26 protein-coding genes are annotated in these 25,995 nt (G+C 59.2%); 16 read left to right on the top strand and 10 right to left on the bottom strand.

What is annotated here, in order from left to right; all coding sequences use genetic code 11:
- The first annotated feature begins 145 nt into the window (after window positions 1-145).
- Window positions 146-2,182 (top strand): NADH:flavin oxidoreductase, encoded by a 2,037-nt coding sequence (locus JZX87_RS04455; RefSeq protein ID WP_206824558.1) that lies wholly within the window; start codon window positions 146-148, stop codon window positions 2,180-2,182.
- Between the two features lie 87 nt (window positions 2,183-2,269).
- Here JZX87_RS04455 and JZX87_RS04460 read toward each other — a convergent pair whose 3' ends face one another.
- Both JZX87_RS04460 and JZX87_RS04465 read right to left on the bottom strand, forming a co-directional pair.
- Window positions 2,270-2,875 carry a PRC-barrel domain-containing protein gene (locus JZX87_RS04460; protein ID WP_206824147.1) on the bottom strand — a complete coding sequence of 202 codons (606 nt, stop codon included), beginning with the start codon at window positions 2,873-2,875 and terminating at the stop codon, window positions 2,270-2,272.
- A gap of 165 nt (window positions 2,876-3,040) precedes the next feature.
- A complete protein-coding gene (locus tag JZX87_RS04465; protein ID WP_206824148.1) occupies window positions 3,041-3,922 on the bottom strand; it encodes an SMP-30/gluconolactonase/LRE family protein in 882 nt (293 codons plus the stop codon).
- A gap of 369 nt (window positions 3,923-4,291) precedes the next feature.
- Here JZX87_RS04465 and JZX87_RS04470 point away from each other — a divergent pair, with 369 nt between their 5' ends.
- The 9 genes from JZX87_RS04470 to JZX87_RS04510 all read left to right on the top strand — a co-directional run bounded on the left by JZX87_RS04470 (window position 4,292) and on the right by JZX87_RS04510 (window position 13,067).
- Window positions 4,292-5,014 carry a helix-turn-helix transcriptional regulator gene (locus tag JZX87_RS04470; protein ID WP_148142894.1) on the top strand — a complete coding sequence of 241 codons (723 nt, stop codon included), beginning with the start codon at window positions 4,292-4,294 and terminating at the stop codon, window positions 5,012-5,014.
- A gap of 350 nt (window positions 5,015-5,364) precedes the next feature.
- Entirely contained in the window at window positions 5,365-6,519 is a 1,155-nt protein-coding gene (locus JZX87_RS04475; protein ID WP_183824086.1) for an Mrp/NBP35 family ATP-binding protein, read from the top strand.
- A 378-nt stretch (window positions 6,520-6,897) separates the two neighbouring features.
- Window positions 6,898-8,799, top strand: coding sequence for a potassium transporter Kup (locus JZX87_RS04480; RefSeq protein WP_148142893.1), 1,902 nt, complete (start codon window positions 6,898-6,900; stop codon window positions 8,797-8,799).
- Between the two features lie 204 nt (window positions 8,800-9,003).
- A complete protein-coding gene (locus JZX87_RS04485) occupies window positions 9,004-10,182 on the top strand; it encodes a cell wall hydrolase (RefSeq protein WP_206824149.1) in 1,179 nt (392 codons plus the stop codon).
- Window positions 10,183-10,410: 228 nt separating this feature from the next.
- A complete protein-coding gene (locus JZX87_RS04490; protein WP_246435949.1) occupies window positions 10,411-10,770 on the top strand; it encodes an AtpZ/AtpI family protein in 360 nt (119 codons plus the stop codon).
- 61 nt (window positions 10,771-10,831) lie between these two features.
- A complete protein-coding gene (locus JZX87_RS04495) occupies window positions 10,832-11,584 on the top strand; it encodes a F0F1 ATP synthase subunit A (RefSeq protein WP_148142891.1) in 753 nt (250 codons plus the stop codon).
- A gap of 68 nt (window positions 11,585-11,652) precedes the next feature.
- On the top strand, window positions 11,653-11,880 hold the full coding sequence (locus JZX87_RS04500) for a F0F1 ATP synthase subunit C (protein WP_112455014.1): 228 nt from the start codon (window positions 11,653-11,655) through the stop codon (window positions 11,878-11,880).
- Window positions 11,881-11,972: 92 nt separating this feature from the next.
- Window positions 11,973-12,584 carry a F0F1 ATP synthase subunit B gene (locus tag JZX87_RS04505; protein WP_148142890.1) on the top strand — a complete coding sequence of 204 codons (612 nt, stop codon included), beginning with the start codon at window positions 11,973-11,975 and terminating at the stop codon, window positions 12,582-12,584.
- 3 nt (window positions 12,585-12,587) lie between these two features.
- Window positions 12,588-13,067 carry a F0F1 ATP synthase subunit B gene (locus JZX87_RS04510; RefSeq protein WP_183823091.1) on the top strand — a complete coding sequence of 160 codons (480 nt, stop codon included), beginning with the start codon at window positions 12,588-12,590 and terminating at the stop codon, window positions 13,065-13,067.
- A 100-nt stretch (window positions 13,068-13,167) separates the two neighbouring features.
- On the opposite strand, the gene JZX87_RS31225 is transcribed toward JZX87_RS04510, so the two are convergent.
- From JZX87_RS31225 to JZX87_RS04525, 3 genes are all read right to left on the bottom strand, one after another.
- A complete protein-coding gene (locus JZX87_RS31225) occupies window positions 13,168-13,797 on the bottom strand; it encodes a DUF6984 family protein (protein ID WP_286194149.1) in 630 nt (209 codons plus the stop codon).
- A gap of 133 nt (window positions 13,798-13,930) precedes the next feature.
- A complete protein-coding gene (gene rnhB / locus JZX87_RS04520; protein ID WP_206824151.1) occupies window positions 13,931-14,593 on the bottom strand; it encodes a ribonuclease HII in 663 nt (220 codons plus the stop codon).
- A gap of 286 nt (window positions 14,594-14,879) precedes the next feature.
- Entirely contained in the window at window positions 14,880-16,037 is a 1,158-nt protein-coding gene (locus tag JZX87_RS04525) for a PA0069 family radical SAM protein (RefSeq protein ID WP_206824152.1), read from the bottom strand.
- A gap of 127 nt (window positions 16,038-16,164) precedes the next feature.
- On the opposite strand from JZX87_RS04525, the gene JZX87_RS04530 reads away from it, so the two are divergent.
- Window positions 16,165-16,680 carry a glycosyltransferase family protein gene (locus JZX87_RS04530; protein WP_183823084.1) on the top strand — a complete coding sequence of 172 codons (516 nt, stop codon included), beginning with the start codon at window positions 16,165-16,167 and terminating at the stop codon, window positions 16,678-16,680.
- A 2-nt stretch (window positions 16,681-16,682) separates the two neighbouring features.
- Here the strand turns inward: JZX87_RS04530 and moaB are convergent, their stop codons facing one another.
- From moaB to JZX87_RS04550, 4 genes are all read right to left on the bottom strand, one after another.
- On the bottom strand, window positions 16,683-17,231 hold the full coding sequence (moaB, locus tag JZX87_RS04535) for a molybdenum cofactor biosynthesis protein B (RefSeq protein WP_206824154.1): 549 nt from the start codon (window positions 17,229-17,231) through the stop codon (window positions 16,683-16,685).
- Window positions 17,231-18,208 (bottom strand): 4-(cytidine 5'-diphospho)-2-C-methyl-D-erythritol kinase, encoded by a 978-nt coding sequence (locus JZX87_RS04540; RefSeq protein ID WP_206824562.1) that lies wholly within the window; start codon window positions 18,206-18,208, stop codon window positions 17,231-17,233. The genes moaB and JZX87_RS04540 overlap by 1 nt, the downstream gene beginning before the upstream one ends.
- 8 nt (window positions 18,209-18,216) lie before the next feature.
- On the bottom strand, window positions 18,217-20,052 hold the full coding sequence (locus JZX87_RS04545; protein WP_183823079.1) for a tetratricopeptide repeat protein: 1,836 nt from the start codon (window positions 20,050-20,052) through the stop codon (window positions 18,217-18,219).
- A 153-nt stretch (window positions 20,053-20,205) separates the two neighbouring features.
- Window positions 20,206-21,222 (bottom strand): polyprenyl synthetase family protein, encoded by a 1,017-nt coding sequence (locus JZX87_RS04550; RefSeq protein WP_148142883.1) that lies wholly within the window; start codon window positions 21,220-21,222, stop codon window positions 20,206-20,208.
- A 97-nt stretch (window positions 21,223-21,319) separates the two neighbouring features.
- Here JZX87_RS04550 and JZX87_RS04555 point away from each other — a divergent pair, with 97 nt between their 5' ends.
- Window positions 21,320-21,541 (top strand): putative signal transducing protein, encoded by a 222-nt coding sequence (locus JZX87_RS04555; RefSeq protein ID WP_148142882.1) that lies wholly within the window; start codon window positions 21,320-21,322, stop codon window positions 21,539-21,541.
- A complete protein-coding gene (locus JZX87_RS04560) occupies window positions 21,538-22,371 on the top strand; it encodes a tRNA1(Val) (adenine(37)-N6)-methyltransferase (RefSeq protein ID WP_206824158.1) in 834 nt (277 codons plus the stop codon). The genes JZX87_RS04555 and JZX87_RS04560 overlap by 4 nt, the downstream gene beginning before the upstream one ends.
- Here the strand turns inward: JZX87_RS04560 and JZX87_RS04565 are convergent.
- Entirely contained in the window at window positions 22,340-23,680 is a 1,341-nt protein-coding gene (locus JZX87_RS04565; RefSeq protein ID WP_183684978.1) for an Nramp family divalent metal transporter, read from the bottom strand. The genes JZX87_RS04560 and JZX87_RS04565 overlap by 32 nt on opposite strands.
- A 157-nt stretch (window positions 23,681-23,837) precedes the next feature.
- Between JZX87_RS04565 and JZX87_RS04570 the strand changes: the two genes are divergently transcribed.
- From JZX87_RS04570 to JZX87_RS04580, 3 genes are all read left to right on the top strand, one after another.
- The gene (locus tag JZX87_RS04570) at window positions 23,838-24,704 is read left to right on the top strand and encodes a S49 family peptidase (RefSeq protein ID WP_206824161.1); all 867 of its coding nucleotides are present in this window, start codon (window positions 23,838-23,840) and stop codon (window positions 24,702-24,704) included.
- A 57-nt stretch (window positions 24,705-24,761) separates the two neighbouring features.
- Window positions 24,762-24,953: a hypothetical protein gene (locus JZX87_RS04575; protein ID WP_148142878.1), complete on the top strand. Its 192-nt coding sequence runs from the start codon at window positions 24,762-24,764 to the stop codon at window positions 24,951-24,953.
- 82 nt (window positions 24,954-25,035) lie between these two features.
- Entirely contained in the window at window positions 25,036-25,992 is a 957-nt protein-coding gene (locus tag JZX87_RS04580) for a glycine--tRNA ligase subunit alpha (RefSeq protein ID WP_148142875.1), read from the top strand.
- Window positions 25,993-25,995 lie beyond the last annotated feature (3 nt).

Genomic DNA, 25,995 nt, shown 5'->3' on the forward strand with positions numbered 1-25,995 from the left:
CACAAATAATCACGAATTTTCTAACAACCGTAGCTCATGACGGCAATTGCCGTTTTACAGACATCCCGCGGCGCTTCTGATTGTCGCGGGAAGCCCGCTCCTCGGCGATGATCCCCTCTCGACCGAACGAGAGCGCGCCATTTCGATGTCCAACGATCCGCTGCTACAGCCGTTTCAGCTCAGGCATCTGACGCTGAAAAACCGCATTATGTCGACAGCCCATGAACCGGCCTATTCGGAAGACGGGATGCCTAAGGATCGCTATCGGCTCTATCATCTGGAAAAGGCCAAGGGCGGCATCGCCATGACGATGACGGCGGGGTCGGCCAGCGTTTCGGTCGACAGCCCGCCCGCCTTCGGCAATCTGCTCGCCTACAAGGACGAGATCGTTCCATGGCTGAAGCGGTTGACCGACGACTGTCATGAGCTTGGCACGGCGGTGATGATCCAGCTTACCCATCTTGGCCGGCGCACCAACTGGAACAAGGGCAACTGGCTTCCGGTCCTCGCACCTTCTCCTATCCGCGAACCCGCCCACCGCGCTTTCCCGAAGGAAATGGAGGACTGGGATATCGAGCGGATCGTCGGCGACTATGCCGATGCCGCAGCCCGCATGCAGGAAGGCGGTCTCGATGGGATCGAGATCGAGGCCTACGGCCATCTGATCGACCAGTTCTGGTCGCCCGCCACAAACAAGCGGGAGGACGAATTCGGCGGTTCGCTGGAAAACCGCATGCGCTTTTCCGACATGGTGCTGAAGGCTGTCCGAAAGTCGGTGGGACCGGATTTCATTGTCGGCATTCGTCTGGTGACGGACGAGGATTGGGAGAAGGGCCTTTCACGCGAAGAGGGGATCGAGATCGCAAGGCGGCTGGTCGCCTCAGGTAATGTCGATTTCCTCAATGTCATAAGAGGCCATATAGATCACGATGCCGATCTCGACAATGTCATCCCGATCCAGGGCATGCGCGCCTCGCCGCATCTGGATTTTGCCGGCGAGGTTAGGGCGGCGACGAAATTCCCGGTCTTTCATGCGGCCCGCATCGCCGACGTTGCAACCGCCCGCCACGCGATCGCGGACGGCAAGCTCGATATGGTCGGCATGACCCGCGCCCATATCGCCGATCCGCATATCGTCCAGAAGATCATGCGCGGAGAGGAGGCGCGTATCCGCCCCTGTGTCGGTGCGACCTACTGTTTGGACAGGATTTACGAAGGCGGCGAGGCGCTCTGTATCCACAATGCGGCGACCGGCCGCGAGGCGCTGATATCTCATGATATCGCTCCTGCACATGAGGTAAGGCGCGCCGTTGTCGTCGGCGCCGGTCCGGCAGGGCTGGAGGCGGCGCGGGTTCTGGCAGAACGGGGGCATTCGGTGACAGTGCTCGAAGCCACGGGAGAGGCCGGCGGCCAGATCAATCTTCTCATCCGCAATCCCCGCCGGCGCGAAATGATCGGCATTATCGATTGGCGCCTGTCGGAACTCGAACGTCTCGGTGTGGAAATCCGTTACGGCATCTACGCCGAGGCGGATGACGTCATGTCGCTCTATCCCGACCTTGTTGTTGTCGCGACAGGAGGTTTCGCGCAATTGCCCGAGCTGGAGGAGGGTGAGGATCTGGTTACCTCGAGCTGGGATATCCTCGCGGGTACCGCAAAGCCTCAAGCTTCGGTTCTTCTTTTCGACGACAATGGCGGCCATCCGGGCATGAGCGCGGCCGAAGTTATCGCATCAAGCGGCGCGGAGCTGGAACTGGTCTCCCCCGAGCGTTTTTTCGCCCCGGAAATGGGCGGCATGAACCATGTGCCCTATGCAAAGAACTTCGCGGACAAGAACGTAAAGGTCACGATCAACACACGGCTTAAATCCGTGCGGCGCAATGGCAATGGCCTGACGGCCGTTCTCGGTTCGGATTACTCGCCCGCGACTGTTGAGCGTCAGGTCGGTCAGGTGGTGGTGGAACACGGCACCGCGGCCAATGCCGACTTGTTTCTTGCATTGAAGCCATTGTCGAAAAATCTTGGAGCGGTGGATTACCGCGCCCTGATCGACCGCCGCGTCCCGCTGCCTCTCAAGCTTGAAGATGCCACTTTCGACCTCGTCAGGATCGGCGATGCCGTATCGAGCCGCAACATCCATGCGGCCATCTATGACGCATTACGGCTCTGTTCCCTTCTCTAGATCGACGAAAGGGCGGCGCCGCGGCACCGCCCTCTGTCATTCTCATCGCATCACACGTGGCGGATGGCTCGTTCCGGGCTTCAAGCTTTAAGGCTTCGTCGCCGTCGACGAGTTTGTATCGCCACCCGTTGCGGGGGCTGCCGGCGTGGCAGGGGTGGCCGGCGTCGTAGTCGTGGACGATGTCGTGGTTGCGTCCGTCGCAGCCTGCTTGTCGTCCAGAGTCTTGAATTCCGGGGCGGACTGAAGCGCTTCGGCCGTTTCAGTCGTCGTCAGGCGTACGTCGTTTTTCTCGGCATCGCGGGTCATGCTGATCTTGCTCATCGGCAGTGCGACATCCTTGGTACCGATGCCGAGGAAGCCGCCGACACCGACAATCGCCGCGACGATGCCGCCGTTTTCTTCGAGGATCAGGTCGTTGACCTTGCCGATGCTCTCGTCGCCGGCGTTATAGATCTGCTTGCCGATATAATCATTGGCGCTGACCTGGGTTTCCGACTGCTGGGTCAGATAGGCTGCATCAGCCGCAGCGGATGTCGTCGAGCCGGCTGCCGGTGCCATCGTATTGGTCTCGGCCGGCGCTGTCGGTGCTGCAGGGGTAGCCGGCGTAGCATTGTTTGTCTGGGCGAATGCCGGCGCAAGGGCGGTGGACGTCATGAGGGCGGCCGCAATAAGTGCTCCAAAGGTCTTCTTCATGGTGTTCCTGCCTTTTCCATTTGTTATTGTTACATAAAACCACTGCCTTGACCGGGAAGTCGTCACGGCTGCGGCTCGATAGGGAAACAAGCAGGGACAGCATTGGTTCCCCGAATGCTGTTTTTTTACGCTGAGAACGTCTTGATTTGAGACGCGCCTCGGTCGTCAGAGGCAATAGGAGGGATCGTATTTGGCCTCTGCGCCGGTATCGACCGCAAATGTTGCTCCGGCCATCGCATCAGCCGCTCGGCCGGCAGCGTCCAACCCTTCCCAGGCGGAAGTGACAGCGATGCGGCCGTTACCGATAAAGGCGGGGCAAGTCGTTCTACTGGCCGGCAGCTGATATCGCTGAATGAAGGTTCCGGCGGCATCGTAATGGTCGAGCGCCGCTTCGCCCCAGCGTGCATTCCACAGATGGCCGTTGGCATCGCAGATAGACCCGTCGATACCGCCTGCATCCGCGCTGCCGTCGATGAAGACGGATGGCTGGTCCGCTGGAAGACCGGTTGAGGGATCGATCGCAACTTTCATCAACCGGTTGCCGCGGGTATCGACGAAGTAGGCTGTTGCGGCATCGGGGGAAAAGCAGATGGAGTTCGGTATGCTGATTGCATCGTAAAGCCTCGTCACCACGCCTCGGGAGACGTGATAGATCGCGCCGGCACCATCGGCAGCGGTGCGTCCCATCGTACCGATCCAGAGGCTGCCGGAGGGGTGTACGCGCCCGTCATTCGAACGATTGCCGTCATTGCCCGGTTCAAGTTCACAATGCGGTGCGAGTTCGCCGGTTGCCCGGTTGCGGACGAACAGCCCCTTGTCGCTGCCGATCAGTTGTGTGTCGGCATCGATCCGCGCAACGACGCTCGCCATCACTGGAAGCGGATGGATGCTCTCGATGCCGGTTGCCATATCGAGGGCATGCAGCGCCTTGCCGAGAATATTGCACCACCACAGCGTATTGGTCTCGGCTTCGAAGCTGATCCCTTCACCCAGTTCGCACAAGCTGGAAGACAATACCGTGCCTTTGAACGAATGAACGGATGCCATCTTTTCCTCCCGGATACAGTCATGTTCTCGCGGCTGCCTATTCGCCATATTGCGGCGTCCCTGTCCACACCGACTGCGCAATATGCGTCATCCCCAGCTAATAACCTGCACCCTCGTGTCGCCTGCGCGAGAACTCTGTTAAGACGAGTACCTGTCAGTATTGATAAAACGGTTGATGGCGGAAAAAATTAACATCTCTTTTAAGTCTGCAGTGGAAGCTCCTATATTGTAAGACACGCGATGCGGGAAGAAATGCAAGGAAATTGCAACTTTTGCCTTTTCTCCCAATGAGCGATCTCCGAAAATCACCTGAATGATTCGTGTGCTTGCGCCGCCAATCCTGCGCATTCGGAACAGAGAAGTTAGAAAATGTCCAAAACGGAAACGGCCGCCAACCTGATTACCTTCGACGTCGATGTCGAAGAGATTGCAGGTTTGAAGACCCAGTTCGATGTCTTCCGTTTCACCAAGAAGCTTGCGGAGTTTTACGGCTTTCGCAATTTCATGGTTCTCAACCTTCCGCCTGCAACCGCGTTGGGCCTGTCCGGCAGTGCTATCATCAATAACTGGCCGTCCGAACTCGTTTCGCTTTTCGATCGCGAAGGCATGATCCGCTCAAGCTTTGTCGTGCGTCAGCTGCGTCGTTCCGCAGTGCCATTCGCTTTCGACCTTGAGCGCGATGCGGAAACGCCGGAAATGGCTGCCGTGTTTGGCAGATTTGGTATCGTGCGCGGCGCTTGCATTCCGGTCCACGATCCGGCTGGAGCCAGGGGGGCGGTCGTGATCGGCGGTTTGGGCAGCGAGCCGAATCGCCAGCAGTTGATGGAAATGACTTTTGCGGCGATCCATATCTTCGACCGGCTTGCCGAAATCCGAAACATGGACGTTCGTGCGACCGATCTTTTGACGGATCGCGAGATCGATTGCCTGACCTGGACTGCAGCGGGCAAGACAAGCGCCGAGATCGCCGATATCCTCGGCCTGTCGGAACATACCGTTAATCATTACTTGAATCGTGCCGCCAAAAAGCTGGATACCGTCAATCGTACTCAAGCTGTGGCCAAGGCTTTGCGCATAGGGCTGATTAAATAGGCTTTCGCTAATCTGCACAAATGATGTGCGAACCCTGTTTGCTGCAGTGCGGAATGCCGTCTTATACGTCGTTTGTTCTGAAAATTACTGCAAAAAAGTGCTAAAATACCCTCTTTCAGACTGGCACGTTTCATGCTTGCTTAGAAATAGGTCCAGAGGGGACTTCAAAAGCGTACCAAGAGACGCGACCAAGAAAAAAGCCGCTGTCCGGATCGAGCGCCCATTGGCTGCCATCCAGACAGCGGCTTTATTCATCTTGCCGGTATGCGGCAGCAACTCCTATATAGCAGCAAGGAATGTGCGCCGTGGCGAAAAGCCGGGATGCGCTTGAGGACAAGCAGGAGCTAGACATGCCGGATGTAACGAAAACCCAGGTGCTCGAAGCACTCGGCAAGGTTCGCAGTCCGGATCTGGAAAGCGACCTTGTGAGCCGCGGCATGGTGTCGGACGTCTTCATCTCGGATAACAAAGTCTATTTTTCGATCACCGTGCCTGCAGATAAGGCTCAGGAACTGGAGCCCTTGCGGCTGGCCGCCGAAAAGGCGGTCACGTCCGTGCCGGGCGTCAAGGGTGCGCTGGTCACATTGACGGCAGACCGAAAGGCGTCTGCCGCACCGCAGCAGGCTGCGGCGCCGTCGGCTCACGGTCATTCGCACGCTCATGCTCCCGCCGGCGGTCCATCCCGTGGTCCGGGCAACGTGAAGGCCGGCGTTCCCGGTGTTGGGGCGATCGTCGCGGTCGCATCCGGCAAGGGTGGCGTCGGAAAATCCACCACTGCCGTCAATTTTGCGCTTGGGCTGCAGGCGAACGGCCTGCGTGTCGGCATTCTCGATGCGGATATCTACGGACCGTCCGTGCCACGGCTCCTGAAGATTTCCGGCAGGCCCGAACAGATCGACGGCCGGCTGATCAAGCCGATGGAAAACTACGGCCTCAAGGCCATGTCGATGGGTTTCCTCGTCGATGAGGAAACGGCGATGATCTGGCGCGGCCCCATGGTCCAGTCGGCGCTTCTACAGATGCTGCGTGAAGTCGCTTGGGGTGATCTCGATGTTCTCGTCGTCGATATGCCGCCCGGCACCGGCGATGCGCAGCTGACCATGGCCCAGCAGGTGCCGCTCGCTGGTGCGGTGATCGTGTCCACGCCGCAAGACCTGGCATTGATCGATGCCCGCAAGGCCGTGACGATGTTCCGCAAGGTGGAAATCCCGCTTCTCGGCATCGTCGAGAACATGAGCTATTTCCTCGCCCCTGATACCGGCAAGCGCTATGACATCTTTGGTCATGGCGGTGCCCGCGCGGAAGCCGACCGCATCGGCGTTCCCTTCCTCGGCGAAGTACCGTTGACGATGGATATTCGCGAACGCTCCGATCTCGGGACGCCGATCGTGCATGCCGAACCGGACAGCGAGATTTCAGGCATCTACAAGGATATCGCCGCCAAGGTCTGGGCGCAGCTTTCGCAAGGCAAGCGCCGCCAGGCGCCGTCAATCGTTTTCGAATAGGACGGCCGCAGCTCTGGCGCTTTCTTTTGCGGTGTTACCGCCTAATGCAGGGAGGGCTTGTGGCCGATCGCCGCAAGGCCCTTGCGCAGAAGGCTTCCAAGCGCCATTTTCCGTCTACTGTCCGGGGCACCCCGCCTCCTATATTTTGGCAATTGCCGCTTTCATCGTCGCCTCGCTTGCTGGCCGGCGACGGTTCGCTGGCCGGTTCCGGGCAAAAAATCGAGAGTGATCAAGGCCCGACCTGCCAAATAATAGTCTGCCTATCTTAACCTTAGTCCGGAAGTTCGTCCGCTCTGTTTCGCCCATTCTGTTGCGCATGCCGTTATCCGTTTCATTGTCCGTCGTCTTCTGGAAAGGCTGACTGAAGTCAGGCACTCTATGGGTCACCCCGCTGAACATCACGCTGCCGAAAAGACGCGTACTCACAGCCTGTTTGCACTCACCCTCGGCTCCGTCGGCGTCGTTTACGGTGATATCGGCACCAGCCCGCTTTATGCATTCCGCGAGGCGCTGAAACCCGTTGCCAGCGACGGCCTCACTCATATGGAAATCATCGGCCTGATCTCGCTGATGATCTGGACCCTGACGATCATCGTTACGCTGAAATACGTGATCTTTCTGCTCAGAGCCGATAACGACGGTGAAGGCGGCACGCTCTCGCTTCTGGCGCTTCTGACCAAGTCGGCCAATGGACAGCGCGCCATGCTGATGCTGCTCGGCCTGATTGGCGCAGCCCTGTTCCTTGGCGATGCGATGATAACGCCGGCGCTTTCCGTCATGTCCGCGGTCGAGGGCTTGAAACTGGTCACGCCGAAGCTGGATAGCGCGGTTCTGCCCATCTCCGTGGTCATTCTGATTGCGCTTTTCGCCATACAGTCGAAGGGCACTGCCCTGGTGTCACGTTTCTTCGGGCCGATTACCGCGCTCTGGTTCATCGTCATGGGTGCGATAGGGCTCGTCCATATCGCCGATGATCTGAGTATTCTGAAGGCCTTTAACCCCTGGTACGCGATGGAATTCATGCTGCGCGAAGGCTTTGCTGGCATTGTCGTTCTTGGCGCTGTCTTTCTGACGGTGACCGGGGCTGAAGCGCTTTATGCCGATCTCGGTCATTTCGGTCGCAAGCCGATCCAGTTGGCCTGGTTCCTTCTGGTTTACCCTGCGCTGACGCTGAATTATCTAGGCCAGGGCGCCATGGTGCTGCAGCATCCGGAAGCGATGAGCGATCCCTTCTATCTGATGTTTCCGGAATGGGCGCTGATCCCGGTCATCCTTCTGGCGACAGCCGCGACGATCATTGCCAGCCAGGCGGTGATTACCGGTGCTTTCTCGCTCGTGCGCCAGGCGATCCATCTCGGTTACCTGCCGCGCATGCAGATCCTCTTTACCTCGGAGACCAATACGGGGCAGATCTTCCTGCCCGGCGTCAACACGCTGCTGCTTGTCGGTGTGATTGCGCTCGTTCTCGGCTTCGAAAGCTCCGAAGCACTCGCTACCGCCTATGGCATTTCGGTGACCGGCGCGATGGTGGTCACGACGCTCATGGCTTTCGAATTCGTCCGCCTTCGCTGGAACTGGCCGCAGACGGTGGCGATTATGGTTTTGGCGCCATTGCTCGCCTTCGAGCTGGTTTTCCTTGGAGCCAATCTCCTGAAGATCCATGATGGCGGCTGGGTGCCGGCGATGATGGCCGCGTTTTTCACCATCATCATGTGGACCTGGAAACGTGGCACCGCGATCCTTTTCGAAAAGACCCGTCGCATCGATGTGCCGCTTAATACCTTCGTGCCGATGGTGGAGAAGAAGTCGGATCATGCCCCGGTTTCGGTGCCCGGCATTGCCATCTTCCTGACCAGCGATCCGGAAACCGCACCTGCCGCATTGCTGCACAACATCAAGCACAACCACGTCCTGCACGAAAAGAATGTCATCCTGACCATTCGTACTGTCAACAAGCCGCGTGTTTCGATCGAGGAGCGATATCGCTTGGAAAAAATCTCCGAGCGCTTCACCGTGATCGAACTGCGCTTCGGCTTCATGCAGTCGCACAATGTCTCGCAGGCGCTCGCCTATCTACGCAAGACCGGCTTCAAGTTCGACATCATGTCGACCTCGTTTTATCTTGGCCGGAGGAAGCTGGTGCCGGATGCCGAATCGGGCATGCCCATGTGGCAGGACCGGCTCTACATCGCCATGGCCAACGCTGCGACCGACCCATCAGACTATTTCCATCTGCCGGCTAACCGTGTGGTCGAACTCGGTGCGCACGTCATCATCTGAGCGGAATGGACCACCTCTACCGCGTGTCCTTGGGGCTATATTCACGTTTTTGTTAAATGCGCGTGTGCTGAAGGAGGCTGTGGCGCAAGGCTTTCCGTTCGCGCGTTAACCGCTCATCAAGGTTAATGATTCACTCTTTAAGCATAGTCGCTGTCCCGCACGTTCTCTTGCGGGCTTCTATGGTTACCTTGTGGAGTTGCCATTTTGCGTTCGAAAAGAGTTCTGCGTAAGAGGTCCCTGCCACGTTGGGACAGATTGGCCTCTCCGGTTCTGTTCGGTTTTGCCGCCTGGCTAGCCTTTCCTTCCGTTCCCTCCCAGGGTGACCTCACTGACCTGTTTTCCGGTGTGAACGGGCCGTCGGAAAGCTGGCGGATGGTGATTACCCAGTCGCCGGCCGGATCGCTCCACACGGCCTCGCTTGCCTTTCCGGGCGGCTCGCATGTGCTTGGCGGCGATGCCGGCGTCGCGCTGCCGGACGGGCGCAGGGTGGCGCTGGCCGACAAGGACAAGCCGGGCGAAGGGACACCCGACGAAGATCGCATCAACCGCTCTGAAAAGAAGGGCCGCATCGTTGCCGTCATGCCGATGCTGCCGCCGAAGGCATTCTCTGCCGGCTCCATCCTCGATCGTTCGAGTTCGTTGACAAAGCCCGTCGATGACGAGGACGAGATGACCGCCTTCGTCAAGGTCGCCCAGGGCGAGCAGGCCAGTCAGCAACCGGTCGAAGTGGCCGAATTCTATTTCCGCAAGGATGAGGTGAAGGAAAAGAGCCTTCCGCCGATGATTGCCAGCCTCGTGACTAACGATCATGCGGATATACTGGCAACCGCCTATGCTTCATCCGCCCCTGATTTCTCCCGCCAGTCACCCTTCGATGCAATCCTGAAGAAGCCCGAGGCAGGAAGGTTTATCCCGCCGATCGGTCCCGAGGACCATGCCTGGGCGGCGAACCCGCTGCCCGCCGATTCTTTTTCGCCCAAGCAGCAGCAGTGCCTGGCATCCGGCATCTATTTCGAGGCGCGGGGCGAATCGGTGCGCGGCCAGGCCGCGGTTGCCCAGGTCATCCTCAATCGGGTGCGCAATCCGGCATATCCGGACACCATCTGCGATGTCGTCTATCAGAACGAGGATTGGCGAAACCGCTGCCAGTTTTCCTTCGCCTGCGACAATATCAAGGACCGGATACGTTCGCAGGATCATTGGAAGACGGCGCGTGAGGTGGCCATGGCCGTCACCGCTGGCAAGATCTGGATGCCGGAGGTCGGCTCTGCGACACATTATCACGCCACCTATGTCCGGCCGAACTGGGCGAAGACGATGAAAAAGGTGGGACGCATCGGTTTGCACGTCTTCTATAGAACCTATGGTGGTGGTTGGAGCTGATACAAGCGCCCCAGTGCCCGCCGATTCCCGCAACAGTTTTATCCACTATCCCGTCACTTATGCTATAAGGCGATGAATTCATTAGCTTTAAAACGCTTGTGGCAAGCTTGTTCAGCGCCTTGACTAGCAAGGCGGTGAAAACTATGTTGCGCGCACTTGAAAGAGGGCCGGAAGGCGCGAAATCCCTCGCTAACCGTTGCACGGCTTTGCCGTGCGGGAGAGCCGGTGATGGAGGATGCGATGGACGACCCTGATGATGGTCTGGATGAGCGCCGGAAGCGCCTTTCTGCAGCCTTGGCTGAAAGAAAGGCCGAAGACGCGGCAGAGGATCGGAAGAACGGACAATCGGAAGCCAGCCGCAAGGGTATGGCGCTCGGATTGAAGATTTCCTCCGAATTCATCTCTGCCATCGCGGTTGGCGGGGTCATAGGCTATCTGATCGATTGGGCCATCGGCTCAAAACCCTGGGGGATGATACTTTTTGTCCTCCTCGGTTTTTGTGCCGGTGTGCTAAGTGTGCTCCGCGCCGTAGGTATGGTGGCTCAACCGCCACACCTTGAAAGCCGGAGCAGTGAAGACAAGAAGTGAGGCGACCTCGGGTCGTCTTGGTGAACAGGCCGCGTGGGCGGTCATCGAAAGAGGGTAAACGGTGGCAAACGATCCGATCCATCAGTTCCACATCAACACGATCGTGCCGATTGAAATCGGTGGCATCGACTTCTCTTTCACCAATGCTTCCCTGTTCATGGTTGCGACAGTCGCTATTGCAGCCGGATTTCTCTATTTCTCGACCTCGCAGCGCTCGCTGATCCCGGGCCGCGCGCAGTCTGTTGCCGAAATGTCCTATGAATTCGTCGCAAATATGTTGCGAGAAGGGGCGGGCAGCCACGGCATGAAATTCTTCCCGCTGGTCTTCTCGCTGTTCATGTTCATCCTGACTGCGAACCTGATCGGCATGTTCCCTTACTTCTTCACCGTCACCAGCCAGATCATCGTCACCTTCGCTCTGTCGATCCTGGTCGTCGGTCTCGTCGTGGTCTACGGTTTTGCCAAGCATGGTCTTCGCTTCCTGAAGCTTTTCGTGCCGTCGGGCGTTCCTGGTGCGCTTCTGCCGCTGGTTGTTCTGATCGAGGTCATCTCCTTCATCGCCCGCCCGATCAGCCTCTCGGTTCGTCTGTTCGCCAACATGCTGGCTGGCCACATCACGCTCAAGGTTTTCGCAGGCTTCGTGACCTCGCTCGGTGCACTCGGTGCGCTCGGCATCGGCACGGCCATCCTGCCCCTCATCATGACCGTCGCTCTGACCGGTCTGGAATTTCTCGTTGCATTCCTTCAGGCCTACGTCTTCGCAGTCCTGACATGCATGTACTTGAACGATGCCCTGCATCCGGACGGTCACTGAGAAATAAAGTCGTTGGTGCTTGAGGGCACCAGTCCAAAGCCGCAACAAACCATTCGAAGGAGTTCATCATGGACGCGGAAGCAGCAAAGTACATCGGCGCAGGTATCGCTTGCCTCGGCATGGGTGGCGCAGGCATCGGCCTCGGCACGATTTTCGGCAACTACCTGTCGGGCGCTCTGCGTAACCCGTCGGCTGCTGATGGCCAGTTCGGCCGCCTGATTTTCGGCTTCGCCGTTACGGAAGCTCTGGGCATCTTCTCGCTGCTCGTAGCTCTCCTTCTCCTGTTCGCTGTCTAAGACTTATCGTCTAGCGGCATAGGATAGGATCACGGCCGGCCGGCAACGGTGAGCCGTGATCCACTTTATATGGAATTCACCTGGAGGTGATGATGTTCGTGACCTCGGCATACGCGCAGACCGCGCCGGCCGCATCTGAAACGCCTGCTGCGCCCGCAGGCGAGGTTCATACCGAAACCGGCGTCGCTCACGGCGGAGAGCACGAGTCTGCGGGTTTCCCGCCATTCGACTCGTCGCATTTCGCGTCGCAGCTGCTCTGGCTCGCCATCACCTTTGGCCTTTTCTATCTCGTCATTCAGAAGGTCATCATGCCGCGCGTTGGCGGCATCATCGAAGATCGCAAGGGCCGTATCGCCGGCGATCTCGAAGAGGCCGGCCGCCTGAAGGCCGAAGCTGACGCTGCCGTCGAGACCTATGAAAAGGAACTGGCTCAAGCCCGTTCCAAGGCAAACGGCATTGCTGACGCTGCCCGCAACGACGCCAAGGCCAAGGCTGCTGCTGATCGCACCGCGATCGAGGCGGAACTTGCTGCCAAGCTCGCCGCAGCCGAAACCCGCATCGGCGAAATCAAGTCCAAGGCTTTTGCCGAAGTGGGCGCGATTGCCGAAGAAACCGCGACCGCGATCGTCGATCAGCTGATCGGCGGCAAGGCCACCGGCGACGACATCAAGGCTGCTGTCGCAGCTGCCAAGACGGGAGCCTGATCCATGGACGCAACATTTTGGGCCCTTATCGGTCTCGTCCTCTTTCTCGGCCTGATGATTTACATCAAGGTTCCGGGTATGGTCGGCCGTTCGCTGGACAAGCGCGCCGATAACATTCGCGGCGAACTCGACGAGGCAAAGCGCCTGCGTGAGGAAGCCCAGGCGTTGCTGGCCGAATACCAGAAGAAGCGCAAGGAAGCCGAAGCCGAAGCGGCAGCCCTGCTGGCCGCCGCCGAACGCGAAGCCGCTCTTCTGACCGAGGAAGCCCGCCAGAAGACCGAGGAATTCGTTGCTCGCCGCAACGCGCTTTCGGAGCAGAAAATCAAGCAAGCCGAAGCCGACGCCATCACCGCCGTCAAGTCCGCCGCCATCGACATCGCTGTCGAAGCTGCAGGCAAGGTGATCGCCGCAAAGACCGACAAGACCACCCAGACCGCCCTCTTCAAGGACGCCGTCGCCAAGGTCCAGTCGCGCCTGAACTGACTTCGCTTAGAATTCGAATTTGAAAAGCCGGGTGGAAACGCCCGGCTTTTTTGTTTCGAGATGTCGGACGTTGATTATGGCCTGTAGGCAAGTCTCTAATTCAAGATAGAGCTTCCCGGCTCCTAGTAGAAATAGATTCTATCGAGTTCGATCTCATAAGGATCGGGCTGCCGTCCTCTTTATAGATTTCAAGCTCATCTATTTTCCCGTCGATGACATGAAGCAGCAAGTGGACCAATGCGCCGCTTCCATCGACGTCATCGATATAGAAGCCTTCAACCGGGATGCGCCCACTAACCCTATCCGATGGATAGTCATTGTCGCGAACATCCGCCCAGGGGCCGTTGCTGCGCAATTTCAAGCTTCCTTCCGGATCAATGCGCATGACTTCTACAGACTGCATCTGATCGAGAATTTGACGCCGTCCGGGGAAGTCGCCACGAAGGAGATGCATCAGCAGATTGTGCTCCACTGTTCCGATGGGTCTCCAATTGTCAACGATGCGCTCTTTGGACGGATCCTGACCTCGTTCTTCAGAAAGCCTGAGCCAGCCTACAGCTTGCCGGGCTTCGATGACTGCTTCGGCGGTGCTATAAAAAATTCCGGAGACTAGCTCTTCGACCCAGGCCGGCGGGCAGTCGTCCCACATCGATACCTGTTCCTCAACATAGAAAAACAGTCCACCGGTGCGCCTATATATACTTATGCGCTTTAGCTGATCGGCGCGCATAATTCGCTTTACGAGTTTCCTAGTCATCCTACTTGCTTGACCCTTGGACGATTGCTGTTGCCCGGAGAAGCGCAGCATCGGCCAATGAGGGCAACCAGGCAATGCGTCGAGACCGCCCGGCGTTCTGTTCGCTCTATTCTAAAAAGTCGTCGTTCTTCAACGGCCGAAAACTCATCCTGTGCAGCGGGCAGGGGCCGTCGGCGATGATCGCGTCGCGGTGCTGCTTGGTGCCGTAGCCGGCGTGCTTGGCAAAGCCATAGGCCGGGTAGACGAGGTCGGCACGGTTCATCATCCGGTCGCGCGTCACCTTGGCGACGATCGAGGCGGCGGCGATGGAGACAGAGCGGCCGTCGCCCTTGATGACGGCGGTACCCGAACAGGAAAGCCCCTTGGGCACATCGCGGCCATCAACCAGCACATGGGCTGGAGCGACTGAAAGGAAGGCGACGGCACGGCGCATGGCGTCGAGGCTGGCGCGCAAGATGTTGATCTCGTCGATCAGCTTCGGCCCGGAGGAGGCGATCGACACATGGGCGGTCGCCATGATCGCTTCGAACAGGATTTCGCGCTGCTTCAGGCTGAGCTTCTTGGAATCGTTGAGGCCGGCCGGGATATTATCGGGGTCGAGGATCACCGCAGCGGCGACCACAGGACCTGCGAGCGGCCCGCGGCCTGCCTCGTCGGTTCCGGCAACCGGCCAGTGTCCGGCATCGCGAGCGGCAAGCTCCAGGCTGAAATCACAGGTGAGGGGGGTATCGAAAAGCATCGGAGAATCGGGCGGCGTGTGAACCAACATGGCGGCAGGCTCGCACGCCGTCCCGATCTCCTGCAAGCCCCGAAAGCGAGTGCGGCTTCGCTTTCCACCGCGCTCATGGCGGTGGGCTCGGGGCAATGTTCTCGGCGGGGCAAGGGGGCGGAGACCTTACCGAGAACGAAGTTGAATATGTCGGGCCTCACGGGAGGCGCATGAGTGATACGAAACTCGGCATACGAAGGACTGAAGAAAAATCTGGCTGAGAATGCGCAGGCATTCTTGGACGATTCCCTTCTTGCGTGTCCTTCTGACGCTATGGTTCCTTATCTTAGAGAAGCGAAAGCTGGATGCCGCCGCCATTCGGGCGGATGAACAGGTCGTCGCGCAAATGCATGCCGCGCCGGCCGAGCCCAAGCCGCTTGGTCGCCATTTCGAAACGGCGGCCGATCTGCCAGGCATAGGGACCTGCACCCTTCATCCGCTTGCCGAACTCGGCATCGTAATCCTTGCCGCCCCGCATCGAGCGGATCAGCGACATCACATGCCGGTAGCGATCCGGATAATTGCGCAGCAACCAGTCGCGAAACAGCGGGCTTACTTCCAGAGGCAGGCGAAGCAGGACGTAGCTTGCTTCTGTCGCACCCGCAGCATGGCCGGATTCCAGAATACGCTCGATCTCGTGATCGTTCAGCGCCGGAATGATCGGCGAAGCCATGATCGCAGTCGGTATGCCGGCATCCGACAGCGCCTTGATCGCTTCCAGCCGCTTGGCCGGTGTCGAGGCACGGGGTTCCATCGTTCGGGCGAGCTTGCGATCCAGTGTCGTCACCGAAATCCCGACTTTGGCCAGGCCTTTCGAGGCCATGTCGGAAAGGATGTCTATATCGCGCATGACCAGCGCCGACTTCGTCACGATCACCACCGGATGATTGGCCTTCTGCAGCACTTCGAGAATCTGGCGCATGATCCGCCATTCCCGCTCGATCGGCTGATAGGGATCGGTATTGGTGCCGATCGCAATTGCTCGCACCTTGTAATCCGGCCTGCTCAGTTCCCGTTCCAGAAGCCGCGGCACGTCCGGCTTGGCAAATAGTTTAGCCTCGAAATCGAGCCCCGGTGAAAGGCCCATGAAACTGTGGCTCGGCCTTGCAAAACAATAGATGCAACCATGCTCGCAGCCGCGATAGGGATTGATCGACCGGTCGAAACCGATATCGGGGCTGTCGTTGCGGGTAATCGCCGTTTTCGGCTTCTCGATCTGCACTTCCGTGCGGAACGGCTCGAGCTCCTCGAGTGTCTGCCAGCCGTCGTCGAACGCCTCGCGGCGTTCCTCCTCGAAGCGTCCGCTCGGGTTCAGGCCGGCGCCTCTGCCGCGCCGCCGATCGATCTCGATCCTGAGCCCGGATGATTGAACCAGTGCATCGGCAATGTCAGCCGTGTGGGCGGGCGCAAACGCACCCTGCCGCAGTTGGGACAGCTCGGTCATTGAAGGCTCCTGACGGGATCACTTCCCGTTCTCGATGACTAAATTCCTATCGCCAAAATGAGAACATTGCAAGAACAAACTTTGTTCGTTGCTGGCTTTTGCCCAAGCTATGGGTTAAGGGTCAGAAATGCTGACTGTTTTGATGGAATGCAGGGACCAGGAAGCCGAGCTTGCTCAGACGCTTTCGATCCTCGTTACTGCCGCTGTGGAAGGACTTGTAAGTGACGTGATCGTGCTCGATCACGCGTCGCATGATGGTTCGTCCCGTGTGGCGGATGCTGCCGGCTGCCGGTTTCACAGTCACTGGGACATCAAGGATGTCCTGCGCAGTGCACGTGGCGAATGGCTGCTTTTCATAGAGGCAGGCGCGCGTCCGCAAAGCGGCTGGATCGAGGAAGTCATCGAGCATCTGGCGATCCACAAGCAGCCGGCGCGCTTTTCGCCGTCGCGCAACTACCGCCGGCCATTCTTCCAGCGTATCGGGCGTTCGGTCCCTCCGCTGGAATACGGGCTGATTCTGCCGAAGAAGAGCGCGATTGCAGTCGCCAAATCGGGCATGAGCCTGGAAGCGCTGGCAAAGGGCCACAAGGCGACCAAGCTGATGAGTCAGCTCATTCCGGCCTGGGTTGTCCGCAGCCGGTAATTTCAGCCTTTCGTGCGCTTCAGATGTTCGTCCAGCCGCGGCAGGATTTCGACGAAATTGCAGGGCATGTGGCGATAGTCGAGCTGCGCCTTCAATATCCCGTCCCAGGCATCCTTGCAGGCGCCGGGCGAGCCGGGAATGACGAAGATATAGGTGGCATTGAGCACGCCGCCCGTGGCGCGCGACTGGATCGTCGATGTGCCGATCTTGTCATAGGAAATCCGGTGAAAAAGCGCCGAAAATCCGTCCATCCGCTTTTCGAACAGCGGTTCCAGCGCTTCCGGCGTCACGTCGCGGCCGGTAAAGCCAGTGCCTCCGGTGGTGATGACGACATCGATCTCCGGGTCGAGCGTCCAGGCCGTCACCTGTCCGGCTATCTTTTCGCGGTCGTCGGTCACGATGGCGCGGGCTTTCAGCAGATGCCCCGCCGCCTCGATGCGGTCGACAAGCGTCTGGCCCGACTTGTCGTCTTCGAGTGTGCGCGTATCGGAGACGGTCAGAACCGCGGTGCCGAGCGGAATGAAGCTGCGCATTTCGTCTATCCCGATCATTATTTCGCTCCGATGGTCCGTGCGGCTGTGAAATACCAGTCTGGCCGCTTGCTCTGAAGACTGTTCGCAGCGTTTACCGCTTTGGCTGATGTTTCAAACAGTCCGAAATATGTCGCACCGGAACCGGACATGCGGGCAAGCCACGCGCCTTCCGCCGCAATCAGTTCGGAAAGCTCGCCGATCTCGCTGACAAGCGAGCGGGCCGGCGGCTCCAGATCGTTGCGCAGGGCGCTGAGATCGGCTTGCCAGTCTCCGGTAAGGGCTGGAATGGCGGGATTGTTCTTGGTTGTCAGCCGCCGAAAGATATCGGGTGTCGAGACGCCGCGAAGCGGATTGCCAAGCACGATGGCGAAAGACGGCATGGTGTCGAGCATGGTGATGTCCTCACCTATGCCTCTTGCGGCAAGCGGCCGGCTTTTCAGGCACATGGGCACATCGGCGCCGAGTGAAAGCGCAAGCGCCGAAAGTTCCGGCTCGCTGATCTGTGCATCCCACAGGCGTAAAAGACCGCGTAGGGTTGCTGCCGCATCGGCCGATCCGCCACCGATGCCAGAGGCGATCGGCAGGTTCTTTTGCAGATGGATGGCAACCGGCGGCGCGGCAATGCCTTTTGCGTCAAGCGCAATGCGCAGGATATCGCGAGCCTTGAGTACCAGGTTCTGCCGGGCCGCATCCGGAGCAGGCGAAAGCCCTTCGCCGAACCGGCCGGAAATCGAAAATGCATCCTTTTTGGAAAGCGTAAAACCCAGCCTGTCTCCGGCGGGCGCACCTGCCGTCGCATCGTCTGCATCAGCGGTAAAGGTCACGATACTGTCGAGCAGGTGATATCCGTCGGCGCACTGGCCGACCGCATGCAGCGCCAGATTGATTTTCGCCGGTGCGAATTCGGTCACTGCGAAGTCTGTGAATGCTAAGTCGAAAAGGCCCGCATCTGTGGCGGGCCTTTTGATATCTGATGATGTGATGTCCAGAGACATATCGTGCATCAGGACTTCTTATCGGGCGTGGCAGGTGCCGGAGCGGCCTGAGCCGGGGTTTCCGTCTGGTTGCGCACCGTATTGGTGGCATTCGGATCGAGCGCCGGCAGGCCGTTTTCGATCTTCTGCTTCACATGCTCGCGGTTGACGTCTTCGCCTTCGGAAACAAGCGTGCGGTTCCACTGGTAGACCGCTTCGAGCTTGCGCCCGACCCGCCAATAGGCGTCACCCAGATGGTCGTTGATCGTGGCATCGCCGGCGCGCAGCTGGATCGCTTTCTCAAGCTCCGTCACCGCATCGTCGAACCGGCCGAGGCGATAGTAAGCCCAGCCGAGCGAATCGACGATATAGCCGTCATCGGGGCGCGCATCGACGGCCGCCTGGATCATCTTCAGGCCTTCGTCCAGGTTGAGGTTCATGTCGACCAGCGAATAGCCGAGATAGTTCAGAACCTGTGCCTGTTCAGGGTTCAGTTCCAGTGCCTTGCGGAAATTGGGTTCGGCTTTCGGCCATTCCTTCAAGCGCTCATAGGCAATGCCGCGCTGGAAGAACACCGACCAGTCGCTCTGCCGCGGCACCGAGCCGATGACTTCGACGGCCTTGTCGTAATTCGCGGCCATCTCCTTGTAGTCCTTGGCCTCGGACAAGACGCTGCCATAGGCGATGTAGCTGCGGATATCGGCCGGGTCGGACTGGATCAGTTCCTTCAGGTGGCTCTTGGCCTCATCGATCTTGCCGGTATCGGAAAGCGTGATGCCGAGCTGCAGTTCGGAAATCCGCCGCATCGGCGAATCCTCGGGAACCTGCTGGTAGAATGCGATGGCGCGCTGCGGCTGTTCCAGTTTTTCGGCAATGCCGCCGAGCATGATCAGCGTATCGGCACTCTTCTCGTCGAGCGCATGCGAGATCTGCAGGTAGAGCGCCACCATGTCTTCCGCACCCTGGCGGTTCAGCGCCCCGCCGATGGAGAAGAGCACGCCGGCTGCACCTTCGGCAGCGGTCGTGACCTGCTGGGCCGGCTTTTCACCCTTTTCGATGCTCTGGCGCAGCGCCTTGAGCGGAGCGTAATTGGAGATCATGCCGTCGCCGACAGAGATCGCATCGAGCGCCTTCTGCTTGTTGCCCGCCGAGGCTTCCAATCGCGCCAGCGCCATGACAGCGCGCATGAACGTATCCGGGGCGGTAGCGACCGCGTCATTATTGGTCACGGCCCGGTTGAGATATTGGCGGGCGGTCGAGGTGTCGCCGGCGACGATCGCCATTGCACCGAGATGGTAATCGGTAAAGACCTTGAACCAGGCCGGACCTTTCAGTCCGTTGATCGTCGCGATCGCCTTTTTACCCTTGCCGGCGCCGACATCGGCCCAGCCGGACAGAAGAAGATGCGTCAGGCGGTCGAGATCGTTCGGTCCCTCATAGGCAAGGATCTTCCTGGCGCTGTCGTATTTACCGCTGCGCAACGCATCCAGTCCGCGCACGATCTTCGTCACACGCTCGACGGCGGTGTCGCTCTTCAGCGCTTCGGCTTCCTTCAACCCGTCGGCAAAATCGCCGTTGAGAAGAAGCGAGATCATAAGCCGTTCGCGGATTTCGAGATTGGCCGGCTCGAAATCGAGTGCCTTGCGATAAAGCGCGATTGCGGTCGGGTAGTCGTGATCGACATCGGCCGTGCGGGCAGCGAGAAACGCGCCGGCAAACGACTTCACGTCACGCGCCCCGAACGTCGCCGCCTTCTCTTCGGCCGGCTTGGCGTCCGGTGTGGCGGCGCCCGCCACAGAACCGAACACCAGGCATGCCGCGAGCGCGACGCTGGAAAGCAGGAGATGACGGTTTGTCTGCCGCATAAACGGGCCTTTCATGAAAGCTGGCGTGTCGGCGACGCGTCGCCGCAGGAATGCGCCGAATGATTCATAACAGAATGGCTTTTTTGAAGCAGGTCCGCAAGGAAATCTGCCGTGAGCTCAGCTATCCCCAGAAGGGTTGTCACGGCAGATTGATCAGTTCACCCGCTGGATGGTGAAGTCGATGACTTCCATCATCGCATCCTTCAGCGGACCGGCCGGAAGCGGAGCCAGCGCATCGCGGGCGATCTTGCCGTAATGCAGGGCGCGCGCGATCGTATCCTTCAGCGCGTCGTGCCTGGTGATCAGACCTAGCGCCTTTTCGAGGTTCTGGTCGCTGCTTTCACCCTTTTCGATGGCGCTGCGCCAGAAGGCTTGTTCTTCCTGCGTGCCGCGACGGAAGGCGAGGATGACGGGAAGTGTGATCTTGCCTTCGCGGAAATCGTCGCCGACATTCTTGCCGAGATCAGCAGCATTGCCGCCATAATCCAGCGCATCGTCGACCATCTGGAAGGCATAACCGAGGTTCATGCCGTAGGAGCGCAGGGCCGAACGGCTTGCCTTGTCTGCATTGGCGATGATCGGGCCGACTTCGGCAGCCGCGGCAAACAGTGCCGCTGTCTTGGCGCGGATCACGGAGAGATAATCGTCTTCGGTCGTTTCGAGATTCTTGGCGACGGAAAGCTGCAGAACTTCACCTTCGGCGATCACGGCGGCTGCTGTCGCAAGCACGTCGAGCGCTTCGAGCGAACCGACATCGACCATCATCTTGAACGCCTGGCCGAGCAGAAAATCGCCGACGAGAACGCTTGCCTGATTGCCCCAGATCATCCGTGCTGTGGACTTGCCGCGGCGCAGATCGCTTTCGTCGACCACGTCGTCATGCAGAAGCGTCGCCGTATGCATGAACTCGACCGAGGTCGCTAGCCTCACATGGCCTTCGCCCTGGTAACCGAACATCGAGGCCGATGCGAGCGTCAGCATCGGGCGCAGCCGCTTGCCGCCGGAAGAGATCAGGTGGTTGGCCACTTCCGGGATCATCTGTACATCCGAGCCGGCCTTAGACAGGATCAGCTGGTTTACGCGATCCATGTCCGCCTTGGTGAGATCCACCAGCGGCTTTACGGATGCAGATTTGTTTTTGCCTTCTTCAAGCGGTATGACGACGCCCAAGTTCAGGCCTCCCTGGAAATGTATGAGACGAGACTAGTAACGTCGTCATAGGGCGGTAGGGCACAAACATAAAGGGCTTTTCACGAAAGGGTGCCTGATGATCGAGCTTATCCGCACCAATGATGTCGTCACGCTATCACTTGCGGAAAGCCTGATGAAAGATGCCGGCATACATTGCCTCGTCGCCGATCAGTCGATGAGCGTGCTGGAAGGTTCGCTTGGCCTCCTGCAGCGCCGTCTTCTGGTGGAAGAGTCGCGTTCGCAAGAGGCCCGCACAATCCTTACTGATGCCGGCCTGGAGACCGAACTGCGGTCATGAGCACATCCGATCTGATCAAGTCCAAGCCGCAGGTAGACTTCACCATCGATGCCTTCCATCGTGGCCGCTTCCACGTTGTACAGCCGAAAAATGAAGGGCATCGCTCTGGTGTGGACGCCATGCTGCTTGCCTCGCTGGTATCGGGCGACGGGCCAGCAAGCGTTGCCGATCTAGGCTCCGGGGCAGGGGCGGCCGGTCTCGCGGTCGCCTCCCGGCTTGGTGGGGCACACGTCCTCCTGATCGAAAAATTTCCGGTCATGGCGGATTATGCCAGACGAAGCATCGCTCTGCCCGAAAACGCTTTCCTGGCGGACCGCGTGGATGTGGTCGAGGCGGACGTGAGCCTGACCGGCAAGGCCCGGGTCGCAGCAGGTCTTGAAGACGAGGTTCACGATCACGTCATCATGAACCCGCCCTTCAATCATGCCGGGGATCGAAAGACGCCCGACAACCTGAAGGCAGAAGCGCATGCGATGACGGATGGCCTGTTCGAGGCCTGGCTGAAGACTGCGGGCGCTATCATGAAATCCGGCGGGCAGCTGTCGCTGATCGCACGGCCTGAATCCATTGCCGATATTCTGGCAGCCTGCGGAAAGCGTTTTGGCGGCATCGAAATCACCCCCGTCCATCCGCGCCCCGGCGAGGATGCGACCCGCATTCTCGTGACGGCGATCAAGGGATCGAAGGCAAGGCTGATATTCCGCGCACCGCTTGTCGTGCATGGTCCAGACGGCCATTCGTTCAGCGCCGATGTCGACGACCTGAACAATGGCCGTTCGGCCTATCTGCGTCGCACTGTCAGCCGCTCACCACGTCGATCAGCAGTTTGACATTGAGCGCGGCAATGGCGAGGGCGATCAGGTAGGCAAGTGCCGCCAGCCAGCGTGGCGCGACCAGCGCACCCATCTTCGCCTTGCTGGTGGTGAACATCACCAGCGGAAAGACGGCGAAGGAAAGCTGCAGGCTGAGCACGACCTGCGTCAGGATCAAAAGCTCGGACGTGCCCGCATCCCCATACCAGATAGTGACGATGCCGGCCGGGACGATGGCGATCGCCCGCGTCACCACCCGCCGCACCCACGGCTTCAGCTTGATATGCAGAAACCCTTCCATGACGATCTGCCCGGCAAGCGTTGCCGTCACCGTCGAGTTGAGGCCGCAGCAGAGCAGGGCGATGCCGAAGAAGACCGGCGCCAGAGCGAGGCCAAGGATGGGCGACAGGAGCGCATTTGCCTGGCCGAGTTCAACCACATTGGTGTGCCCGTTGGCATTGAAGGCTGCTGCCGCAAGGATGAGAATGGCGGCATTGATCATCAGCGCGAAGGTGAGCGCAACCGTGGAATCGATCGTCGCGAATTTGAGCGCCTCGCGCTTTTCCGGCACCGTCTTGCCGAAATCACGCGTCTGCACGATGCCGGAATGCAGGTAGAGATTATGCGGCATGACGGTCGCGCCTAAAATGCCGAGCGCCAGATAGAGCATTTCGGGGTTTTTGACGATCTCCGTCGTCGGCACGAAGCCGAACGCGACCTCAGACCAGACCGGATCTGCAAAGAAGATCTGCACGCCGAAACAGACGGCGATGACCCCGAGCAGGGTAATGATGAAGGCCTCGACCCAGCGAAAACCGAGCCTCTGCAGATAGAGGATGAGAAACACGTCGAGCGAGGTGACGAGAACGCCGACTTCCAGCGAGATGCCAAAAATCAGGTTGAGCCCGATCGCGGTGCCTATCACCTCGGCAATGTCCGTGGCGATGATGGCGATCTCCGCCAAAGCCCAGAGAACGACCGAGACCGACCGCGGAAAGGCATCACGGCAAGCTTGCGCCAAATCGCGGCCCGAGGCGATCGCCAGTCGGGCGCAGAGCGATTGCAGCACGATCGCCATCAGGTTGGAAAGCAGCGCGACAGAAAGCAGCGCGTAACCGAATTTCGACCCGCCGGCGAGCGAGGTGGCCCAGTTGCCGGGATCCATGTAACCGACTGCGACCAGATAACCCGGACCCGCGAAGGCAAGGACACGTCTCAGTTTCGAGCCGTGGCGGGTGACATTGACCGATTGATAGACATCCGACAGCGACGCCTCGCGGGCATCTTGCCGCCAGCCACTCTCGGTCTTTATGCGGGAGAAATCCATGTAATCCTCGGATGGGCAATAACGGCATCTTGCTTGTTTGGAATGAAATTGCAAGTCATTCGCAATAAGCCGTAAACCTTCGTTGGAACACAGTGATTGCACTTGTCGTTCCAATGCCTACATGCATTGCTGAACCGATATTCTGGAAGGATCTTAAATGGCTGGCTTGTTCAATCGTCTGCTCCCGAAGCGTTTTCGCAAGAAGGGATTGGCGATACCCGTCGTTCGCCTGCATGGGGCGATCATGACGGGCGGAAACCAGTTCAAGCCGACATTGAGCCTGGCGACGGCAGCCCCGATGCTGGAAAAGGCATTCGCCAACAAGGAGACACCGGTTGTTGCCATCTCGGTGAATTCCCCGGGCGGCTCGCCCGTGCAGTCGCGGCTGATCTTCCAGCGCATCCGGGCGCTTGCCGAAGAAAAGCAGAAGAAGGTGCTGATCTTCGTCGAGGATGTTGCGGCCTCCGGCGGCTATATGATCGCGCTTGCGGGCGACGAGATCTTTGCCGACCCGACCTCGATCGTCGGTTCGATCGGTGTCGTCTCCGGCGGCTTCGGTTTCCCTGAAATGCTGAAGAAGATCGGCATCGAGCGCCGCGTCTATACTGCCGGCGAAAACAAGGTCATCCTCGATCCGTTCCAGCCGGAAAAGGATAGCGATATCGAATATCTGAAGACGCTGCAGGTCGAGATCCACAAGGTCTTCATCGATATGGTGAAGATGCGCCGAGGTGAGCGTCTGTCCGATGACGGAGAAATTTTCTCCGGCCTGTTCTGGACGGGCTCGAAAGGTCTGGAACTCGGCCTGATTGACGGGCTGGGCGACATGCGCGAAGTCTTGAAACGCCGCTTCGGCAAGGATGTCCGCCTCGAACTGATCGGCAGCGCCCGCACCCTGTTCGGCAAGCGTCTGCCAGGCGTCGAAATGACCGCGTCGGGTCTCGGGGAAATCGCCGCGCAGGCAGGGGCGGGACTTGCCGCCAGCATCGAAGAAAGGGCATTGTGGAGCCGATACGGGCTCTGACGCCCGCCGCGTCTCGATCAAGGGCGGGGCGCATTTGCATAAGGACTTCGAGGGGAAATGGCTCAGCTCATATTCATGGCCGTGCTGATCTGCGGCGGATGGATGCTTTACAAGCGCTTCATCAAGGACGCGGAGAAACTGACCGCACGCCGCAAGCAGCAGGAAAAGGAACGCCAGACCGGTGCCGTCGGCACGCTGGAAAAGGATCCGGTGACGGGCGAGTATCGGGTGAAGAAGGAAGAAGAGTAAGGCACTCGTGCCTTCACGCTTGACCCTCGCCGCCTCGCGTGGCACTCGTCCGCATCCTCAATCAAACGATGCCGATATGCCCATGACCGATCTGCCCGAACACATGGACCCCAAGCGCTCTTTCCAGGCGCTCATCCTGACGCTCCATAATTACTGGGCGGACAAGGGCTGCGCCGTGCTGCAGCCCTACGACATGGAAGTCGGTGCCGGCACCTTCCACCCGGCCACGACGCTGCGCGCGCTCGGGCCGAAGCCCTGGAAGGCGGCTTACGTTCAGCCTTCGCGCCGCCCGTCCGATGGTCGTTACGGCGAAAACCCGAACCGCCTGCAGCATTATTACCAGTATCAGGTCATCCTGAAGCCGAACCCTTCCAACCTGCAGGAGCTTTATCTCGGCTCCCTGAAGGCGATCGGCCTCGATCCGCTTCTGCATGACGTGCGTTTCGTCGAGGATGACTGGGAAAGCCCGACGCTCGGCGCCTGGGGTCTCGGCTGGGAATGCTGGTGCGACGGCATGGAAGTCTCGCAGTTCACTTACTTCCAGCAGGTCTGCGGCATCGAATGCTCGCCGGTTGCCGGCGAGTTGACCTATGGTCTTGAACGCCTCGCCATGTATGTCCAAGGCGTCGACAACGTCTATGACCTGAATTTCAACGGCCGCGAAGGCGAAGAGAAGATTTCCTATGGCGACGTCTTCCTGCAGGCAGAGCAGGAATATTCCCGCCATAACTTCGAATACGCCAATACCGAAATGCTGCATCGCCACTTCATCGACGCGGAAAAGGAATGCCAGGCGCTTCTCGCTGCCGGTGCACCGGGCGACAATGCCAACCAGATGCTGCACAAATGCGTCTTCCCGGCTTACGACCAATGCATCAAGGCATCCCACGTCTTCAACCTGCTTGATGCCCGCGGCGTCATCTCGGTCACCGAGCGCCAGAGCTACATCCTGCGCGTCCGCACGCTGGCAAAGGCCTGCGGCGAGGCTTTCCTGCTGACGGATGCCGGTGGCGCGAATTTCGGCGAAAAGGCCGCCTGAGGT

Source organism: Agrobacterium sp. Ap1, from assembly GCF_017313375.1.
GTDB classification, from domain to species: Bacteria; Pseudomonadota; Alphaproteobacteria; order Rhizobiales; family Rhizobiaceae; genus Neorhizobium; species Neorhizobium cellulosilyticum.

Excerpts from the sequence above, each read along its gene's own strand:
- JZX87_RS31225 (WP_286194149.1), bottom strand. The coding sequence starts at position 13,797 with ATGCGCGCCGATCAGCTAAAGCGCATAAGTATATATAGGCGCACCGGT.
- JZX87_RS04460 (WP_206824147.1), bottom strand. The coding sequence starts at position 2,875 with ATGAAGAAGACCTTTGGAGCACTTATTGCGGCCGCCCTCATGACGTCC.
- JZX87_RS04455 (WP_206824558.1), top strand. The coding sequence starts at position 146 with ATGTCCAACGATCCGCTGCTACAGCCGTTTCAGCTCAGGCATCTGACG.
- JZX87_RS04500 (WP_112455014.1), top strand. The coding sequence starts at position 11,653 with ATGGACGCGGAAGCAGCAAAGTACATCGGCGCAGGTATCGCTTGCCTC.
- JZX87_RS04470 (WP_148142894.1), top strand. The coding sequence starts at position 4,292 with ATGTCCAAAACGGAAACGGCCGCCAACCTGATTACCTTCGACGTCGAT.
- JZX87_RS04465 (WP_206824148.1), bottom strand. The coding sequence starts at position 3,922 with ATGGCATCCGTTCATTCGTTCAAAGGCACGGTATTGTCTTCCAGCTTG.
- JZX87_RS04525 (WP_206824152.1), bottom strand. The coding sequence starts at position 16,037 with ATGACCGAGCTGTCCCAACTGCGGCAGGGTGCGTTTGCGCCCGCCCAC.
- JZX87_RS04560 (WP_206824158.1), top strand. The coding sequence starts at position 21,538 with ATGAGCACATCCGATCTGATCAAGTCCAAGCCGCAGGTAGACTTCACC.
- rnhB (WP_206824151.1), bottom strand. The coding sequence starts at position 14,593 with ATGTTGGTTCACACGCCGCCCGATTCTCCGATGCTTTTCGATACCCCC.
- JZX87_RS04540 (WP_206824562.1), bottom strand. The coding sequence starts at position 18,208 with ATGTCTCTGGACATCACATCATCAGATATCAAAAGGCCCGCCACAGAT.
- JZX87_RS04490 (WP_246435949.1), top strand. The coding sequence starts at position 10,411 with ATGGAGGATGCGATGGACGACCCTGATGATGGTCTGGATGAGCGCCGG.
- JZX87_RS04555 (WP_148142882.1), top strand. The coding sequence starts at position 21,320 with ATGATCGAGCTTATCCGCACCAATGATGTCGTCACGCTATCACTTGCG.
- JZX87_RS04575 (WP_148142878.1), top strand. The coding sequence starts at position 24,762 with ATGGCTCAGCTCATATTCATGGCCGTGCTGATCTGCGGCGGATGGATG.
- JZX87_RS04510 (WP_183823091.1), top strand. The coding sequence starts at position 12,588 with ATGGACGCAACATTTTGGGCCCTTATCGGTCTCGTCCTCTTTCTCGGC.
- JZX87_RS04505 (WP_148142890.1), top strand. The coding sequence starts at position 11,973 with ATGTTCGTGACCTCGGCATACGCGCAGACCGCGCCGGCCGCATCTGAA.
- JZX87_RS04480 (WP_148142893.1), top strand. The coding sequence starts at position 6,898 with ATGGGTCACCCCGCTGAACATCACGCTGCCGAAAAGACGCGTACTCAC.
- JZX87_RS04545 (WP_183823079.1), bottom strand. The coding sequence starts at position 20,052 with ATGCGGCAGACAAACCGTCATCTCCTGCTTTCCAGCGTCGCGCTCGCG.
- JZX87_RS04530 (WP_183823084.1), top strand. The coding sequence starts at position 16,165 with ATGCTGACTGTTTTGATGGAATGCAGGGACCAGGAAGCCGAGCTTGCT.
- JZX87_RS04570 (WP_206824161.1), top strand. The coding sequence starts at position 23,838 with ATGGCTGGCTTGTTCAATCGTCTGCTCCCGAAGCGTTTTCGCAAGAAG.
- JZX87_RS04475 (WP_183824086.1), top strand. The coding sequence starts at position 5,365 with ATGCCGGATGTAACGAAAACCCAGGTGCTCGAAGCACTCGGCAAGGTT.
- moaB (WP_206824154.1), bottom strand. The coding sequence starts at position 17,231 with ATGATCGGGATAGACGAAATGCGCAGCTTCATTCCGCTCGGCACCGCG.
- JZX87_RS04580 (WP_148142875.1), top strand. The coding sequence starts at position 25,036 with ATGACCGATCTGCCCGAACACATGGACCCCAAGCGCTCTTTCCAGGCG.
- JZX87_RS04565 (WP_183684978.1), bottom strand. The coding sequence starts at position 23,680 with ATGGATTTCTCCCGCATAAAGACCGAGAGTGGCTGGCGGCAAGATGCC.